Origin of the sequence: Pseudomonas sp. RIT409 (assembly GCF_003052515.2) — a bacterium.
GTDB lineage: Bacteria > Pseudomonadota > Gammaproteobacteria > Pseudomonadales > Pseudomonadaceae > Aquipseudomonas.
On record NZ_QARE02000001.1, the window covers coordinates 493,321 to 511,386 of the forward strand.

Below are 18,066 nucleotides of genomic sequence, written 5' to 3' on the forward strand. Positions count from 1 at the left end.
TGCCCGTGAGCGATCATCCCTGAGCCTGCGGAACCGCGGTCACCGGGGTCGGATTCAGGTAATTGGCGCAGGGTTGAACAGGGTAATGTCGTTGTGCAGACGGTAGTGTTCGGTCCAAGTCTTCTTTCTGCCGCTGGCGACATCGAGGTAGAAATGAAACAGCTCCCAGCCCAGGTCCTCGATGCTCGCGCGCCCTGTCGCAATACGCCCGGCATCGATGTCGATGAGGTCCGGCCAGCGATGCGCCAGCTCAGTCCGCGTGGAGACCTTGACCACCGGTGACATGGCCAGGCCGTACGGCGTACCGCGGCCTGTCGTGAACACATGCAGGTTCATCCCTGCCGCCAATTGCAAGGTGCCACAAACGAAGTCACTGGCTGGGGTCGCGCAGAAGATAAGGCCCTTGCGGCTCACCCGCTCGCCGGGGCCGAGCACGCCATTGATTGCGCTGTTGCCGGACTTGACGATCGAGCCGAGCGACTTTTCGACGATGTTCGACAAGCCGCCCTTCTTGTTACCCGGCGTGGTATTGGCGCTGCGATCCGCCTCCCCTCTGGCCAGATAGCGGTCGTACCAATCCATCTCGCGCACCAGTTCCTCGGCCACCTGAGGGGTTTCGGCACGGGAGGTCAGCAGGTAAATCGCGTCGCGCACTTCGGTCACTTCGGAGAACATTACCGTGGCGCCCGCGCGCAACAGCAAGTCGGAAGCGTAGCCCAGGGCCGGGTTGGCAGTGATGCCGGAGAAGGCATCGCTGCCTCCGCACTGCATGCCCAGAATCAACTCGGAAGCCGGTACCGTTTCCCGGCGGCGTTGATCGAGTTTGCGCAAGCGCACTTCGGCCAGCTCCATGATCTGCTCGATCATTTCGTTGAAGCCGTGTTTCGAATCCTGCAGGCGGTACATCCATTGTTCGCTGAGGTCGACCGATGGGTCGTTCGCGTGCATCACCTGCTCGGCCTGCAACTTCTCGCACCCCAAACCGATCACCAGGGCTTCGCCGCCCAAATTCGGGTTGCGTGCCAGATTGCGCACCGTACGGATGGGGATATAGGCATCTTTGGCGGTGATGGCCACGCCGCAGCCGTACGTGTGAGTGATGGCCACCACATCATCGACGTTCGGGTAGTTGGGCAGCAATTCTTCGCGAATGCGCTTGACGGCAAAATCCAGAACACCGGTCACGCACTGCACCGTCGTGGTGATGCCCAGGATATTGCGCGTGCCCACCGTACCGTCGGCATTGCGGTACCCCTCGAAGGTGTAGCCCTCCAATGGCTCCCCCGGGCCCGGTACGTCGGTGGACAGCGGCAAGCTGTCCAACGGTGGCGCGCTGGGCATGCGCAGTTGGTCTTCCTTGACCCAACTGCCCTGCGGAATCGGCTGCAAGGCGTAGCCGATGGTTTGTCCATAACGGATCACCGCGCCACCCTCGGGAATGTCCACGGTATTGACCTTGTGGCTCTGGGGCACATTGTCCCGGGTCACGAGGCCATTATCGAAAGACGTCCCCGCCGGTACACCTTGGTCGTTGACCACGACGACCACGTTGTCGCGTTCATGCAGGCGAATGTAACGCGGCGAATCGGCATGTTGAATCAGGTTCATCACAGCGTTTCCTCAGGAGTTCGCTTGAGAGAGTTCATGGGCTTCGCTGGCCCGTGAGCCCCCGGGTGCCGGGGTATCTTTCAATTCCACACGTTTGATTTCACCGACGATGAAGATGTAGCTGATCACCGCGACCAGCGCGTTGGCGCCGACGAACACCAGCGCCCACTTAAACGAACCGGTTGAACTGATGATGTAGCCAATGACAATCGGCGTGGTGATCGAAGCGATATTCCCGAACATGTTGAACAAACCGCCGCTCAGCCCAGCGATTTGCTTGGGCGACGCGTCAGACATGACAGCCCAGCCCAGCGCCCCTACGCCCTTGCCGAAGAACGCCAACGCCATGAAGCCCACGACCACCCATTCGATGTCCACGTAGTTGCAGGTCACGATGGACGTCGAGAGCAGCAGGCCACCGATGATTGGCGCCTTGCGGGAGAAGGTCAGCGAGTTGCCGCGGCGCAACAGCCAGTCGGAGATGATCCCGCCCAGCACGCCGCCGACGAAGCCACAGATGGCAGGCAGCGAGGCGATGAAACCGGCTTTGAGGATGGTCATCCCCCGTTCTTGCACCAGATACACCGGGAACCAGGTCAAAAAGAAGTACGTGATCCCGTTGATGCAGTATTGCGCCAGGTAAATGCCCAGCATCATGCGGTTGGTCAGCAGTTGGCGCACGTAATCCCATTTCGGGCCGCCGCTGCCTTTGCTCTTTTCGTTGTCCATGTCGACCATGCCGCCGTTTTGAGCGATGTGGTCGAGTTCGGCCCGGTTGATCATCGGGTGATTGCGCGGGCTGTGGATGATCTTCAGCCAGATCAGCGAGAACACGATGCCGACGCCGCCCATCACGATGAACACATGCTGCCAGCCGAAGGTGAAAACGATCCAACCCATGATCGGAGCAAACAGAACCGTCGCGAAATATTGCGCCGAATTGAAGATCGCCGACGCCGTGCCGCGTTCCGACGTGGGAAACCAGGCCGCCACGATGCGCGCGTTTCCGGGGAACGACGGCGCTTCGGCCAGCCCGACGAGAAACCGCAACATGAACAGCGCCACGATGGCCGTGGAGAGGCCGAATTCACCGACATAGCCTTGCAGCACGGTGAACAGCGACCAGGTGAAAATGCTCAGTGCGTAGACTTTCTTCGAACCGAAGCGGTCCAGCAACCAGCCGCCGGGAATCTGGCCGGCGACATACGCCCAACCAAAGGCGGAGAAGATATATCCGAGGGTAACGGCATCGATGCCGAGGCTTTTTTGCAGACTGGAACCGGCGATGGCGATGGTGGCACGGTCGGCGTAGTTGATTGTGGTCACGAGAAACAGCATGAGCAAAATCAAATAGCGGACGTGCGTCGGCCTGGTTTTTTGCATGTTCGAACTCCCACTCATTATTTTTTTACGCGGGTTAAACGATTTTCAGGTGTGTGTGCTGCTCGCCTCTGCCTTCACTCAGACGCGTTGGAAATCGGTGGAGCGAGGGCACGACGTGTCAGCGCAAGGGAGCCTGGGACGGCGCCGTCCGGATGTTGAAAGAAAGCCCCGATGGCAAAAAACCGCTGATCACTCAGCGGTTTGCGGGACGTCACGGTCATTGCCGGCCTTGTTTGTCCATAAGCGCAGCGAGCATTTCGAACTCTTCGGACGTGAGGTCAGTGAGCGGCGCGCGGACCGGACCGGCGTCGTAGCCGGCAATTTTCGCTCCGGCTTTGACGATGCTCACAGCGTACCCGGCTTTGCGATTGCGGATGTCGAGGTAAGGCAGGAAGAAATCGTCGATCAGCTTGCCTACGGTGGCGTGATCGTCTTTGGCAATCGCGTGGTAGAAATCCATGGCCAGCTTCGGCACGAAGTTGAACACCGCCGAAGAATAGACAGGCACGCCCAGTGCCTTGTAGGCGGCAGCGTAGACTTCCGCAGTCGGCAGCCCACCCAGGTAGGAGAAACGGTCACCCAGGCGGCGGCGGATCGACACCATCAGTTCGATATCGCCCAGGCCGTCCTTGTAGCCGATCAGGTTCGGGCAGCGCTCAGCCAGTTGCTCGAGCAGAACCGGGGTCAGACGGCAGACGTTGCGGTTGTAGACCACCACGCCGATCTTGACCGATTTGCAAACCGCTTCCACATGCGCCGCCACGCCGTCCTGGCTCGCCTCAGTCAGGTAATGAGGCAACAACAACAGGCCTTTGGCGCCCAGCCTTTCAGCTTCCTGAGCTTGTTGAATGGCCTGGCGGGTAGGCCCGCCCACGCCAGCCAGAATCGGCACGCTCTTCTCACAGGTGTCGACGGCCGTCTTGATGATTTCGGAATATTCGCTGCCAGACAGGGAAAAATACTCACCCGTGCCGCCCGCAGCGAACAGCGCCGAGGCGCCATAGGGGGCCAGCCACTCCAGGCGCTTGATGTACCCGGCACGATGGAAATCGCCCTGCGCATTGAAATCGGTGACCGGGAAGGACAGCAGACCGTGGGAGAGGATGGACTTCAGTTCTTGTGGATTCATTATTCGAACACCCTGGGGAGCCAATTGTGTGAAAAGCGCACCAGCCATAGGCCGATGTCGTAGGTCATCGTACAACTAGGAATGACATCACTCAATACGGCGAGCGAATTTTTTATGTGACAAGGAGATGAGTGGTGATAGAGCCGGGAAACGGGCGCGAGCGTCTGTGATTCTCGTAGCAGTCGAATGGTCGGCGGTGGCGTCATTTAGAAGCTGCCGTCGGCCAGCGGAACGCCGCCCGGCCATGCATGGGATGCTACGTTTGAGACACACGATAAACCTTGTAGGAGCCGACTTGCCGCCCCCTACAGAAACATGTGATCGGCACTTACGAGTGCTCAATTCATAGAAAAGGTCGATTCGATGTCACCCGAATGGGTAATTAGGTCGTACAACCTCAAGCCCGACGCGATTCCGCCTTTTCATCGGCTGACGCAGCCAGTCACGGTCGTTGGTCAACTGGCGACACAGCCCCAAATAGGCCTTCGCACGTCGCGTCCTTACATCTCAGAACTTTCTGTCAGACCACACCGTCGCGGCTGTAGGACCGTTCTGAAAATGATTTCGAGCCCCCCCTTCCAAACCTATCGAGCACGCAATCGACCCTTTAGAGTTTTCTGCGAGGTCTGAACACCTCATCTATCAACCATCAAGGAAAGAATCTGAAATGGCCATCGATGCATTTTTGAAGATCGAAGACATCCCGGGCGAGTCACTTGACGCCCAGTTCAAAGACTGGATTGAGCTGGAAGATTTCGACGTGGGCGCCAGCCAAAGCGCCTCAACAACCAAGACCAGCGCCGGAGGCGCGTCCAGCGGTCGAGCTCGCATGAGCGACCTTTACTTTCGTAAGGCGGTAGACAAAGCGACGCCCAAACTCCACGAAGCCTGCTGCAGCGGGAAACACCTTAAAGAAGTGACCATTGCACTTAACCGTGCGGGTGACAACCGGGTGAAGTACATGGAAATCAAACTCGAAGAAGTCATCGTCTCGTCCGTATCCCTGACCGGGAATGGCAGTGTGGACAGTGGGTTTCCGAGTGAGATCGTCCGCCTCAACTACGCAAGAATCAAGATGACCTACATCCAGCAAAAGCGCTCCGACGGCGCGGGCGGCGGGCAGATTGTGGGGGGTTGGGATGGTGTGGCGAATAAGGTTTATGCCTGATCGCGAACATAAGGAGCGTCCCCCATGGCAAACGAGAAAAAAACAGACTTAGATCTCGCATATTGTACCTACGTATTGAATGGCGAGCCTATCAGCCGGTTGGTGTGTGACGGCATATCCTACGAAGCTTTCTCCGGCGATAGTGCGAGTTACGTGAATGACGTTCGCTTCCAGGACGTCGTAAAAAAGGGGCCTCTACCACTTGGAAAATATTATATTTTAGACAGAGAGTCCGGAGGACTAATGGGAGTTGCTGGGCAATCTCTAAACGATTTCTTCGCCGGAACCAACAGAAGCACATGGTTAAGCCTGTACCGTGATGACGGAGTTATCGATGACCAAACAATTATTAACAACACTCAAAGAGGCGCATTCAGGATTCATCCAGTGGGCCCCCGAGGCATCAGCGAAGGCTGTGTGACATTGACATCCGGAATTGGCTTCGAGGAACTTAGGCGCAACATCCGTAACAGGTCTGGGGCAATAATACCGGGCCGAGACATTCGATACTACGGCATTCTGGAAGTCATCGAGGAAAAAGTGATCACAACTCAATGAAGGCATTCTCGATCTTAGCCATCAAAGCCATCTTCGTTATAATCACGACCATCGCCCTCGGTTATTGCGTGATGAATTTTGGACCTGCCACATGGATACTGGAGAATGAGACGGGAAGAAGCGTTTTTTATTGGATATTTGGCCTAGTGGACTGGCAAGGCACAGAAGGCGCGGAAGACTTAATTAGCTTGCTTTCACTGAGTTCGATGCTAATTCCCTCTATTTTTATATGCGAGGCAATGACCCGACTGTTTCGATCGCTAAGGACAGCCATGAGAAAATGCCCATGTAAGTGACTCAACCTCATCGCCTGATCAGGAGAGTTAAAAATGGGGAGTGCCCAACACTCCCCAACCACCTCAGACAGACCGCTACCGCATATTACATTACAACCATCCAAGATAAATATTTACACACCCAAAACCATGACATCTAGTGATACCCCCTAAATCACATGCCATATCTATATTAACAATCTCCGCGAGAACCATTTCCTCGTCCGGTCTTAGAATACTGCTTGGCTACTTCATGTTTCAATCTGGGGCGGACCCACTGGATAATACATACTAAGACAGGCAGCGATGCCTTCGGCTGGTTGCTGACGCAGGTGGACATGGAGGGTATCGAATCCACAACGTATGAGTGACCCATTATTTGGAAGGCGTCTCCGATGCAAGTCTGACAAAAGACAAAGCCCGCAGCAGCACGGCTTGCCGACCGGGGCGCCGTTTAAATCGCTACCGCGGGCCAGCCCGGCTGCTACAGGGATGTGGTTCACCGATACCTCTCCGACACACGACAAATCTTGTAGGAGCCCGCTTGCTGGCGAAAGCGGTGGTTCAGTCATCAATGGGTTGACTTACGGGCCCCTTCGCCGGCAAGTCGGCTTCTACAAAAACAGCGTGTAGACATCAACGATGTGTGCACGAATCAGTCCGGCGCTCGGTTCGATGTAGCACCAAACAAGTAATCAGGTCATACAGCCTCAAGCCCGCTGTGATTCTGCCTCTTCATGAGCATGGCGCAAGCGCTCGCGGCTGTTGGTCAGGTGCAGGCGCATGGCAGCACGCGCGGCGTCGGCGTCCTGGCGGGCGATGGCATCGTAGATTTCTTCGTGCTCACGGCTCAGACGACTCATGTAGTGCTGTTGATCGTCGTGGGCCAGGCGCGCTGAGTTCAAGCGGGTCCGCGGGATGATGCTGGTGCCCAGGTGATTCATGATGTCGGTGAAGTAGCGGTTGCCAGTGGACAGCGCAATCGCCATGTGGAATTGGAAATCGGCTCCGACGGCATCGGTCGCATGGGCAGCGCTTTCGTTCAAGGCATCGAGGGCGGCCCGCATATCGGCCAATTGCTCGGCAGAACGACGTTGTGCGGCAAGACCGGCGGACTCCACTTCGAGGCTGATGCGCAATTCGAGAATTGCCAGCACATCGCGGAGGGTGACGATGGTCGCAGGGTCGATGCGGAACCCACTGGCGCTCGGCACATCGAGAACGAATGTGCCGATACCGTGGCGGGTCTCCACCAGCCCTGACGCCTGCAGCCGGGAAATGGCCTCGCGCACTACCGTGCGACTGACGCCTTGCTCTTCCATGATGGCGGACTCGGTGGGCAGTTTGTCGCCACGCTTGAGCTCGCCGCTGCGGATGCGCTCGGAGAGTTCAGTGACCAGTTCCTGCGCCAGGCTGCGGTGCTTTCGACGTGCGCGGGGCGGAGCACTCTGATTTTCCATATCCAACATGCGTCTCTAAATGCCGTGAAAAGCTCATGATAGCTCACCGAGTTGTACGATCACATAACAAACCCGGCGAGTTCATAGGTTTTTGCGGCACGTTGACGCTACAGCAGCTCAGGAGACTGTTTCGGCCAGGGGTTGCTCCTGCAATTTGCCAGCGTCAATACGCACGTAACGGCGATGGAAACGCTTGAGGCTGCTGCGGTGGCCAATGCTGAGCAGCGTCACACCCGGTAGCTCATCGAGCAACGCCTGGTACAGCGCAGCCTCGTCTTCTTCGTCCATCGCCGACGTGGCTTCGTCGAGGTAAAGCCAGTCCGGCGCGAACAACAGCGCCCGGGCAAAGGCCACGCGTTGCTGCTCGCCGGGCGAGAGCATCCGCTGCCAGTGATTGCTTTCATCCAGGCGCGGCACGAGCGTGTTCAGCCGGCAGGTTTCCAAGACCTGAGCGAAGCGTTCGGCAGGGTAGACCTCGGGGGGCTGGGGGTAACTCAACGCTTCGCGCAAGGTGCCGATCGGCAGGTAGGGCTTTTGTGGCAGGAAGAAAGCGCGCCGCGCAGGCAACCTCACCGCGCCATGGCCCTCGTTCCACAGGCCGCCCATGGCGCGCAGCAACGTACTCTTTCCGCTGCCGGAACGCCCGCCGAGCATGACTTTCTCGCCGGCCGCGATGTCGATGTTGGCGTTGTCCAGCAAGTGACGCCCGCCCACCAGCGACAGCGCCAGGTCCTGCACATGCAGGGCATCGCTATCGTGGGTGATCTGGATGGACGGAATGCGCGCCTCGTTTTCGTCCATGGCCTGGCGAAAGCTGAGCAGGCGATCGCAGGTGGCGCGCCAAGACGCCAACTGGGTATAAGCGTCGATGAACCAACTGAAGTTTTCCTGCACGTTGCCGAACGCCGAGTTGATCTGCATCAGTTCGCCTAACTCGATCTTGCCCGCGAAATAGCGTGGCGCGGCAACGACGAAGGCGAAGACGATGGCGATCTGAGAATAGCCAGCGGTGAAAAACGTCAGGCGTTTCTGCACCTTCATGATGGTCCAGAAGTTGGACCAGACCATGCCAAAGCGCGCACTCAGACGCTGGTTTTCGTTGGCCTCGCCGCCGGACAGCGCAATGCTCTCAGCGTTTTCACGGACCCTCACCAGCGAGAAACGCATGTCCGCCTCGTAGCGTTGTTGTTGGTTGCTGAGGCCGATCAACCGCCTGCCGATCACATGGGTCAGCCAACTGCCCACCGCCGCGTAGAGCAACGCGGCCCAGAACATGTAGCCGGGAATCGTCACGCCAAACAGTTCGATACTGCCTGAGACGCCCCACAGGATGATCGAGAAGGAAACCAGGCTGACGACTGTACGCAGCAGCCCCAGACTCAGGCTCAGCGTGTCGGACGTAAAGTTGTTGAGGTCTTCGGACAGACGCTGGTCAGGGTTGTCGGTGTAACCGCCCTGCTCCAGCCGATAGTAGTTCTTGTGCGACAGCCACTTGGTGAAATGCTGCTCCGTGAGCCAGCGGCGCCAGCGTATGGTGAGCATTTGCGTGAGGTAAAGCCGGTACACCGCCCCCAGAATCGCGATGGCGGCGATGCCACAGAAATAGAGGATGAGGTGGGTGAACGCCGCCAGGTTTTTCTCCTGAAGCGCATTGTAGAAATCCCGGTACCAACTGTTGACGAGCACGGAAATGAAGACACTGAACAGCGAGAGAATGATCACGGCGATCAGCAGTACCCACGCCATGCCCTTCTCTTCGCTACGCCAGTAGGGCGTCACCAGCTTCCAGACGCGGGAAAAAAAATTCCCGGTCACCGTGTCATTGACCCTGGATTCATCGATATCGACATTCATGTATAGGCTCGGACGCAGGTAATGATGGGCGTTGGCACCAATGTGCCAGACGCCACGCGCGGTCTTCCATGAATAAATCTTTAACTGGCCTTCCTCTGCTCAGCGGCGGACCGGGCGCTTCTGCAACTTGCGCTGAAGCGTTCTGCGATGCATCCCCAACGCCCGCGCCGTGGCCGAAATATTGCCCTCGTGCTCGGTCAGTACCCGCTGGATGTGTTCCCACTGCAAGCGGTCGACAGACATCGGGTTTTCCGGCACCAGCGTGTCCAGATCGGCGTGTTCAGACAACAAGGCGGCCAGCACATCGTCCGCGTCAGCCGGTTTGCACAGGTAGTTGCAGGCCCCGCGTTTGATGGCTTCGACGGCAGTGGCGATGCTCGAATAACCGGTCAGTATCAGGACTCGCATTTCCGGGTCCAGTTCCAGCAGTTTGGGCAGCAGCACCAGTCCGGAGTCGCCTTCCATCTTCAAATCGACGGTCGCGTAGTCGGGAATGTCCTGCTGCGCCAGGGCCAGGCCCTCTTCGGCGGAGCCGGCCGTGCTGACCCGAAAGCCGCGGCGCGCCATGGCGCGGGCCATGACGCGGGTGAAGGTGGCGTCGTCGTCCACCAGCAACAGGTGCGGCAACTCTTCGCCTTCGACCTGGTTTTCGTCAGTCATGCTTCATCTCCTGTTGCGTTCCGGGGTAGACGCAGCTCGGTGAGCGTGCCGCCTTCCTCGTGAGGATAGAGTTTTACCGAGCCGCCCGCGCGGGTCACGCTGGCCTTGCTCAGAAACAGGCCCAGACCGAAGCCTTTGCCTTTGGTGGTGAAAAACGGTTTGCCTATCTGTTCAGCCACGGCCAACGGCACCCCAGCACCATGGTCGCGTATGGTGATGCTGATCTCGGCGATGTCCCAGTCCAGCGTCACCTCCAGACCGTCCGGGCAGGCGTCCGCTGCGTTGTTCAGCAAGTTCAGCAGGGCCTGGGTCAGATCGGGAGGTGGCGCGACCATCGGTACATCGCCCTGCCCCAGCCGCTGGAAACGGTAAGTCGCTTCGGGGCGCATCAGGTGCCAGCGGTCCAAGGCCTGGTCGAGCCAGCGGCTCACCGTCTGTTCCTCGACCGCCATTCGCCGATTGGCCTCTGCAGCGCGTACCAATTGCTGGAGCGTTTCCTTGCACAGCTTGACCTGATCCTGCAGCACGGCCAGGTCTTCCTTCAAGGCGGGGTCCTTGTTGTCCTGCTGCATCTCCTTGAGCAACACGCTCATGGTCGCCAAGGGTGTACCCAGTTCGTGGGCGGCCCCCGCCGCTTCAGTGGCCACGGCGAGCAGTTGTTTGTCCCGCGCGCCCTCTTCGCGGCGCAGAGCGCGCATCTGCTCCTGACGCCGCAGTTCTTCGGCCATGCGCGCGGCGAAGAACGTAATGACCCCAGCCGCCAGAGCGAAGCTCAACCACATGCCATAAATCTGCATCTTTTCGCGGGCGATGGCGAAGGTCGCGACCGGGTAAAAATTGGCGAGCATCAGGCTGTAAAGCGCCAGCGCGATCCCCGACAGAATCAGCGAATAGCGCCAGGGCAGCGTCACGGCGGCGATGGTGAGCGGTACCAGATAGTAGGAGACGAATGGGTTGGTCGAACCGCCGGAAAAGTACAGCAAGGCACTGTGGATAAACAGGTCGAACGCCAGTTGCACGGCGTATTCAAGTTCGGTGACGGGCCACGAAGTGCGCAAGCGGATCGCCGTCAACAGACAGACAATGGCTGAAAAACCGAGCGTGATGTCCAGTTGCAGCCACGGCAGGGACAGCAAGTTGAACAGGTATGCGAAGCCCACGGAACCGGCTTGGGCCCCCAGGACCAGGATGCGGATGAAGGTCAATCGCCAGAGGTTCTGGCGCGTGGCTGAGGTCAATTGTACGGCGAGCATGAGCTCTCCTGATGAGCGCTCCAGGCGGATCCGAGCGAGTATAACCAATGGCGTGCGGCTTTCCGCTAAAGTGCGTCAAACCGCCACAGCAGAATGTGTATGGGGACGTCCGGATGCCCTACAGACGCGCATGCGGCATCAGGAACAAGATCCCGGGATCACAGTCTGATGGGCATCCGTCCGACAACGCGCATCACTGCATACCGGGCGGCTCGCCAAACAAGGAGTTTCACATGCTCAGCCTTCGCTCCACCGTTTCTCTCCTCGCCCTCGGTGCCACAGCGCTGACCAGCGTCTCCGCGCTGGCTGAAGACGTTCATTACAATCAGGTATCCGTTCGCGCCGAGGTCAATCAGGACGTCCAGCGCGACCTGATGAACGTCACTCTGTACACCGAATCGCAGGACACCGACCCGGCGAAACTGGCCGCCGGCATTACCGAATCCCTCAATAAGGCACTGGGCGAAGCACGCCAGGTCAAGGATGTGACCATTCGCCAAGGCAGCCGCAACAGCTACCCGATCTATGACGATAAAGGCCAGAAAATCACCGGCTGGCGCGAGCGCGCCGAGCTGCGCCTGGAAAGTCCGAACTTTGCCGCCTTGTCCAAACTGACCGGCGAGTTGTTGGGCAGCGATATGAAGATGGGCGGCATGGACTTCTCCATTTCTGACCCCGCTCGCAAAGCCAGTGAAGACACTCTCCTGAAAAGTGCCGTCACGGCCTTCAAGGCCCGTGCGCAATTGGTCACCGAGGCCCTGGGTGGCAGCGGCTACAAGCTGGTCAACCTCAACCTGAACACCTCCGGCTATCCTCAGCCTTACCTGCGAGCGCCGGTGATGATGATGAAAGCGGCACGCGCCGATGCCGCGCCCACCCCTGATGTCGAGGCCGGCACAAGCCAGGTCAGCGTCACCGCGGACGGTGTCATCGAAGTCGCGATCCCTTGATCCTTTTGCCCGCGGCAGCCTGAAGCTGCCGCTGTTTCCCGGCTTGCGATGTGCCATTCCCTTCTTGGCACATCCTCCTTCTCACACTAATGCCCTCGCCGGTTCTTACGCCCCAAACTGACATGGCTGATTCCCGGCTATCTCTCCGCAGACCAGTATAAGCACCGCAGTACACCCCACGACGACACAGGGATCGCGCTTTCGCGAGCACGACGTGTCGCCCATTTTCACGGAAGAAATTTGAAATGAAACTAGACAAGACGCTGAACGCCCCCGCCCACCCTTCGGACAGTGTGGACGATGACGTGGAAATTCTGTTCCCGAACCCCGACACCCCGCCGCTCGCCCGTTTCGAAGCGGGTCACGGCGATGCCCAGCATCAGACTCACCAGCAGATTGAACGCGCACTGCTGGAGCTGGACCTGAGCCGATACGAACTGGACGCCATCTATTTTGGCAACTGGCTGCGAGATTATTCGCAGTTGGTCGATCCGAAAGTCGTTCGCGCCCCCGGCATGGACAAGCATTTTCCAGAGGTCCTGTCACGGGAAGCGCTGACACGTATCGTCGACGTTCTGTCGATCAAGCATTTCCCGCAACTGCGCAAGAACGCGGCGCTTCACCACACGGTCACGCCGGAAAAGCTAGGTGTCTACCGTCCCAGCGAACACCTCGACAACCCCAGGACGGACGACCTCGACACCCCGGATCCTAGACTTCGCGATCCGCAATTCGAAGCGCTGGTGTTTCCCGGCGATCCGCTGCTGGACATCGATTACGATACCTCCATGAAGCGTTATCTGGCGCGCTCGGTGGATTTCATGACAAGCGAGTTGCAACGGGCCATGACGCTGAAAAGGTCCCCGGCGGGGCTGAGCGCATTCGGTTCGGCACTGCATGTACTCGAGGATTTCTTCGCCCATTCCAACTTCGTCGAATTGGCGCTGATCAAGAATGGGCACGAGGCCGTCCTGCCGTGGACCTCTCCCGCCCACTGCAAGGCCGGCTTGCCATTGGTCACCGGGACCTTCGGCGCCTCGGACACGCTGGCCAGCCTGATCGGGCCACTGGGAGCGCTTCTCTTCTCGCCACGCGACCTGATCTACCAGCCGACGAAGGCTGGGGACCGTAGCGAACGCGAGCAAATTCTGCTGATCCTCCTGGCCGAGCATCAGAACCCCCGCTACCTGGACATTTACCAGACCTATCTCGAGACACGAGATCAGTGGGTAGAGCTGCCCTTGGTTGAGTTTTTCCAACGCAGTGCGAAATACCTGGAAGGCTTGTACGCGGTGGTAGGCAATGCGACCGGCATCGTCATGAAGGATCTGTTGATCCAGTTCAGCGAGAACATCGATGACTGGCAGACCCGCTACGGAGCAGACCCGCACGAGAACGGCTCCACCGACCCGACGCATTCGCAATTGGCGAAGGATCATGCAGAACATCCCTTGCACTCGATTGCAGCCGCGCTCGCATTTGAAGCGGTCAGAAAAGTCGGTGAAGCCATGGTGGCCTACTGGAACGGCGACGCCGAAGCCGACCCGATCGCCACCGCCGTCTCCTACTTCACTCATCCCCAGAACAGCGACTGGCAGGATGCACAGGTGACCGACTGGGCCGCCGCTAACCCGGAAGCGGTGAGATTCAGCACGTCCAAAGAGGAAATGCTGAGCATCAGTGAAAAGGTCGCTCAATCTGGACGCCGGGCATTGAACCAAATGGAAAAAGATGGTGCCGCTTACCTGGATTTCCTGCGCGGCGAAATCATGGATCCCCATTCGCCTTACTGGGTGTTACTCAACCTGACGCCACAGGGGTCGTTACTTAGACTGGCGCTGGAAAAGCTGGGCTTCTTCCGCAAGTGACCTGTGTGCCCCGTCATTAACCCTCGACAGTACGGCATTTTCCCTGGTTATCATCGTCCGATGATTTCCAGGCATGAATGCCGTACTTGCAAGAGGTCGACATGGAGAACACCTTCAAACCCCTGCTTCTGGCTGCTGCGATGGCCCTGTGTGCGCCATCGGTACAGGCAGCCAGCACGCTGGTGTACTGCTCTGAAGCGAGCCCGGCGGGGTTCGACCCGAGCCAGTACACCAGCGGCACTGAGTTCGACGCGTCAGCCGAGACCGTCTTCAACCGCCTGACGCAATTCAAACGGGGCGGCACCGAAGTCGAACCTGGACTGGCGACGAAGTGGGAAGCTTCCGATGATGGCTTGACCTACACGTTCCATCTTCGTGAAGGGGTGAAATTCCACACCACTGACTTTTTCACACCCACCCGAGATTTCAACGCCGACGATGTGCTGTTCACGTTCAATCGCCTGCTCGATCCCGAAGATGCGTTCCGCAAGGCTTACCCGTCCGAATCGCCCTATTTCAGCGACATGGACATGAACAAGACCATCAAGCGAGTGGAAAAGGTGGACGACCAGACCGTTCGTTTTCACCTGAACAACATTGATGCAGCGTTCATTCAAAACCTCGCGATGAGCTTCGCGTCCATCCAGTCTGCCGAATATGCGGCGCAGTTGCTCAAGGAGGGCAAAGCAGCCGAGATCAATCAGAAACCTGTCGGAACGGGCCCCTTTGTGTTCAAGCGCTACCAGAAGGACGCGCAGATTCGCTTCGTTGGCAACAAGCACTACTGGAAACCTGAGGATGTGAAACTCGACAACCTCATCTTTTCGATCACTCCCGATGCGGCCACGCGCTTGCAGAAACTCAAGGCGGGCGAATGCCAGATCAGCGGCTACCCTCGCCCGCAGGACATCGAAGAGGCTCAAAAGGACCCTCATCTGAAAGTGATGAGCCAGCCAGGATTCAACTTGGGTTTCCTGGCCTACAACGTCACGCACCCGCCGCTGGATCAGCTCAAGGTACGGCAGGCACTGGACATGGCCATCGACAAACCCGCCATCATCAAGGCGGTGTATCAAGGGGCGGGCCAGTTGGCTCAGAACGCCTTGCCCCCAGCGCAATGGGGCTTCGACCCCTCCATCAAGGACGCGCCCTACGATCCGGAGAAGGCCAGGCGTTTGCTCAAGGAGGCCGGCGTTGCGCCGGGAACACAGCTCAATCTCTGGGCGATGACCGTACAGCGCGCTTCCAACCCCAACGCGCGCATGTCCGCGCAAATGATCCAGTCCGACTGGGCAAAAATCGGCATCGAAGCCAACATCGTCAGCTATGAGTGGGGGGAGTACATCAAACGCGCCAAGGCTGGCGAACACGACGTCATGATCTATGGTTGGACAGGCGACAACGGAGACCCGGACAACTGGCTCGGCGTGCTCTATAGCTGTGCAGCGGTCACGGGGAGCAACTACGCCAAGTGGTGCAACCCGAGCTACGACAAGCTGGTGACTCAGGCCAAGGTGACGACGGATCGTGACGAGCGCATCAAGCTCTACCGCCAGGCCCAGAACATCTTGAAAAACGACGTGCCAATCACCCCGATCGCCAACTCGAAGGTGTTCCAGCCAATGCGCAAGGAGGTGCAGGACTTCAAGCTCAGCCCGTTCGGCCTGACGCCGTTTTACGGGGTAAGCCTGGCCCCGTGAGGCAGCAGCCGATCAACAGCGAAGTAACAGTTGAGGCACAAACGGGTGCATTCGCAACGGGCCCATGCACCCGAATTGCGCACTAAACATGCCGATATGCGACACGCAAACGTTCAACTCCGCCAGGAATTATAGTTTTGCGACATTCGTGTACGTTCGTGCCACGCTTTGCCACTTGTTTGGCGCCAGCATCTTGCTTTGGGTATGGCGCCTGCATAAGTATCCCCGGGATTGGCCCACAAGGCCGTATCCTCAATTAAAAAATGACAACAACTGAGGCCACCATGCTCAAAAAAGCGGTCATTCCGTTTCTTCTCGGCGCAGGTTTGATCGCCAGCGCTCCCTTCGCTCATGCAGCATCGAATCTGGTGTTCTGCTCCGAAGGCAGCCCTGCTGGTTTCGACCCAGGTCAGTACACCACCGGCACCGACTTCGACGCTTCGGCCGAGACCGTATTCAACCGTCTGAGTCAATTCGAACGTGGCGGCACCGCCGTCATTCCAGGTCTGGCTACCAGTTGGGACGTCTCGGCAGACGGCCTGACCTACACCTTCCACCTGCGCGAAGGTGTCAAGTTCCACACCACGCCTTACTTCAAGCCGACCCGCGAATTCAATGCCGATGACGTGCTGTTCACGTTCAACCGCATGATCAACAAGGACGACCCGTTCCGTAAGGCTTACCCCACCGAATTCCCTTACTTCACCGACATGGCGATGGACACCAACATCACCAAGATCGAGAAACTCGACGACCACACCGTCAAAATGACGCTGGGCACTGTCGACGCGGCATTCATTCAGAACCTGGCGATGAGCTTCGCGTCGATTCAGTCCGCCGAATACGCCGCCCAGTTGCTCAAGGAAGGCAAACCGGAAGACATCAACCAGAAGCCGATCGGCACGGGTCCGTTCGTCTTCAAAAGCTACCAGAAGGATTCCAATATCCGTTTCACCGGAAACAAGGATTACTGGAAGCCTGAAGACGTCAAAGTCGACAACCTGATTTTCGCCATCACCACCGATGCATCGGTCCGTGCGCAAAAGCTCAAGAAAGGCGAGTGCCAGATCACTGCCTATCCCCGTCCGGCCGACCTCGCTCCGCTGAAGGCCGATCCGGCGCTGAAGATGCCCGACCAGGCAGGCTTCAACCTGGGCTACATCGCCTATAACGTGATGCCGACCATCAAAGGCGAAACCAAGCCCAACCCGCTGGCCAAGCTGGAAGTGCGCCAGGCGCTGGACATGGCTGTCGACAAGAAAGCGATTATCGATGCGGTCTATCAGGGCGCTGGCCAACTGGCCGTCAACGCCATGCCGCCGACCCAGTGGTCTTACGACACGACCATCAAGGACGCCCCGTACGACGTGGCCAAGGCCAAGGAACTGCTGAAAAAGGCAGGCGTGGCCGAGGGTACCGAAATTACCCTGTGGGCGATGCCGGTTCAGCGTCCGTACAACCCCAATGCCAAGCTGATGGCTGAAATGCTCCAGAACGACTGGAAGAAGATCGGCATCAACGCCAAGATCGTTTCCTACGAGTGGGGCGAGTACATCAAGCGTGCGAAAAACGGCGAAAACGGCGCAATGCTGATCGGTTGGAGCGGCGACAACGGTGACCCGGACAACTGGCTCGGCACCCTGTTTGGCTGCGACGCGATCAACGGCAACAACTTTGCCAAATGGTGTGACAAACCGTTCGACACGCTGATTCACCAGGCCAAGGAAACCACCGACCAGGCCAAGCGCACCGAGCTGTACAAACAGGCTCAGCACTTGCTCAAGGCAGCGGTTCCAATGACACCGATTGCGCACTCGACTGTTTACCAGCCAATGCGTAAAGAAGTTCAGGACTTCAAGATCAGCCCATTCGGTCTGAACTCGTTCTACGGCGTGAGCGTCAGCGGTAAGTAACACCTCTCCATGACTTCACGGTCGCGTTACCTTCGGGTACCGCGACCGTGTCGTTGTACGTGCACTATTGAAATGAAAATGACTATCGTTAGATGAGTAATCCGTACCGGAAAGAATTTGCCTACTAACGATAAGCACTTTTCCTACAAATATTGAATCAACTGGAAGTCTTTACTGGAGCGCTTGGCGGACATACCGTCATATGCACCCGAACCTGAGATTTCTAGATATATCGGTCGGTCGGGTATTCCTGTCTGAGAGAGTCTGTTTGCGCAAACGATTGCCAC

At 58.1% G+C, this 18,066-nt stretch carries 13 protein-coding genes; 6 read left to right on the forward strand and 7 right to left on the reverse strand.

What is annotated here, in order from left to right:
- Positions 1 to 54: 54 nt before the first annotated feature.
- The 3 genes from garD to kdgD all read right to left on the reverse strand — a co-directional run bounded on the left by garD (position 55) and on the right by kdgD (position 4,120).
- On the reverse strand, positions 55 to 1,608 hold the full coding sequence (gene garD, locus DBP26_RS02205; RefSeq protein ID WP_108235967.1) for a galactarate dehydratase: 1,554 nt from the start codon (positions 1,606 to 1,608) through the stop codon (positions 55 to 57).
- A 12-nt stretch (positions 1,609 to 1,620) separates the two neighbouring features.
- A complete protein-coding gene (locus DBP26_RS02210) occupies positions 1,621 to 2,991 on the reverse strand; it encodes an MFS transporter (RefSeq protein WP_108235968.1) in 1,371 nt (456 codons plus the stop codon).
- A 217-nt stretch (positions 2,992 to 3,208) separates the two neighbouring features.
- The gene (gene kdgD / locus DBP26_RS02215) at positions 3,209 to 4,120 is read right to left on the reverse strand and encodes a 5-dehydro-4-deoxyglucarate dehydratase (RefSeq protein ID WP_108235969.1); all 912 of its coding nucleotides are present in this window, start codon (positions 4,118 to 4,120) and stop codon (positions 3,209 to 3,211) included.
- 667 nt (positions 4,121 to 4,787) lie between these two features.
- On the opposite strand from kdgD, the gene DBP26_RS02220 reads away from it, so the two are divergent.
- Both DBP26_RS02220 and DBP26_RS02225 read left to right on the forward strand, forming a co-directional pair.
- A complete protein-coding gene (locus DBP26_RS02220; protein ID WP_108235970.1) occupies positions 4,788 to 5,288 on the forward strand; it encodes a type VI secretion system tube protein Hcp in 501 nt (166 codons plus the stop codon).
- A gap of 24 nt (positions 5,289 to 5,312) precedes the next feature.
- Positions 5,313 to 5,846, forward strand: a complete 534-nt coding sequence (locus tag DBP26_RS02225) for a DUF2778 domain-containing protein (protein ID WP_108235971.1) — start codon at positions 5,313 to 5,315, stop codon at positions 5,844 to 5,846.
- 985 nt (positions 5,847 to 6,831) lie between these two features.
- On the opposite strand, the gene DBP26_RS02235 is transcribed toward DBP26_RS02225, so the two are convergent.
- The 4 genes from DBP26_RS02235 to DBP26_RS02250 all read right to left on the reverse strand — a co-directional run bounded on the left by DBP26_RS02235 (position 6,832) and on the right by DBP26_RS02250 (position 11,348).
- A complete protein-coding gene (locus DBP26_RS02235) occupies positions 6,832 to 7,581 on the reverse strand; it encodes a FadR/GntR family transcriptional regulator (protein WP_108236043.1) in 750 nt (249 codons plus the stop codon).
- A gap of 117 nt (positions 7,582 to 7,698) precedes the next feature.
- A complete protein-coding gene (locus tag DBP26_RS02240) occupies positions 7,699 to 9,435 on the reverse strand; it encodes an ABC transporter ATP-binding protein/permease (RefSeq protein WP_108235973.1) in 1,737 nt (578 codons plus the stop codon).
- Positions 9,436 to 9,534: 99 nt separating this feature from the next.
- Positions 9,535 to 10,095: a response regulator transcription factor gene (locus DBP26_RS02245; RefSeq protein WP_108235974.1), complete on the reverse strand. Its 561-nt coding sequence runs from the start codon at positions 10,093 to 10,095 to the stop codon at positions 9,535 to 9,537.
- Positions 10,092 to 11,348, reverse strand: coding sequence for an ATP-binding protein (locus tag DBP26_RS02250; protein ID WP_108235975.1), 1,257 nt, complete (start codon positions 11,346 to 11,348; stop codon positions 10,092 to 10,094). The genes DBP26_RS02245 and DBP26_RS02250 overlap by 4 nt, the downstream gene beginning before the upstream one ends.
- A gap of 233 nt (positions 11,349 to 11,581) precedes the next feature.
- On the opposite strand from DBP26_RS02250, the gene DBP26_RS02255 reads away from it, so the two are divergent.
- The 4 genes from DBP26_RS02255 (at position 11,582) to DBP26_RS02270 (ending at position 17,779) form a co-directional block, all read left to right on the forward strand.
- Positions 11,582 to 12,298 (forward strand): SIMPL domain-containing protein, encoded by a 717-nt coding sequence (locus DBP26_RS02255; protein ID WP_108235976.1) that lies wholly within the window; start codon positions 11,582 to 11,584, stop codon positions 12,296 to 12,298.
- A 245-nt stretch (positions 12,299 to 12,543) separates the two neighbouring features.
- On the forward strand, positions 12,544 to 14,166 hold the full coding sequence (locus DBP26_RS02260) for a Het-C domain-containing protein (protein WP_256600337.1): 1,623 nt from the start codon (positions 12,544 to 12,546) through the stop codon (positions 14,164 to 14,166).
- Positions 14,167 to 14,267: 101 nt separating this feature from the next.
- A complete protein-coding gene (locus DBP26_RS02265; protein ID WP_108235977.1) occupies positions 14,268 to 15,866 on the forward strand; it encodes an ABC transporter substrate-binding protein in 1,599 nt (532 codons plus the stop codon).
- A gap of 284 nt (positions 15,867 to 16,150) precedes the next feature.
- Positions 16,151 to 17,779: an ABC transporter substrate-binding protein gene (locus tag DBP26_RS02270; protein ID WP_108235978.1), complete on the forward strand. Its 1,629-nt coding sequence runs from the start codon at positions 16,151 to 16,153 to the stop codon at positions 17,777 to 17,779.
- Positions 17,780 to 18,066: the final 287 nt, after the last annotated feature.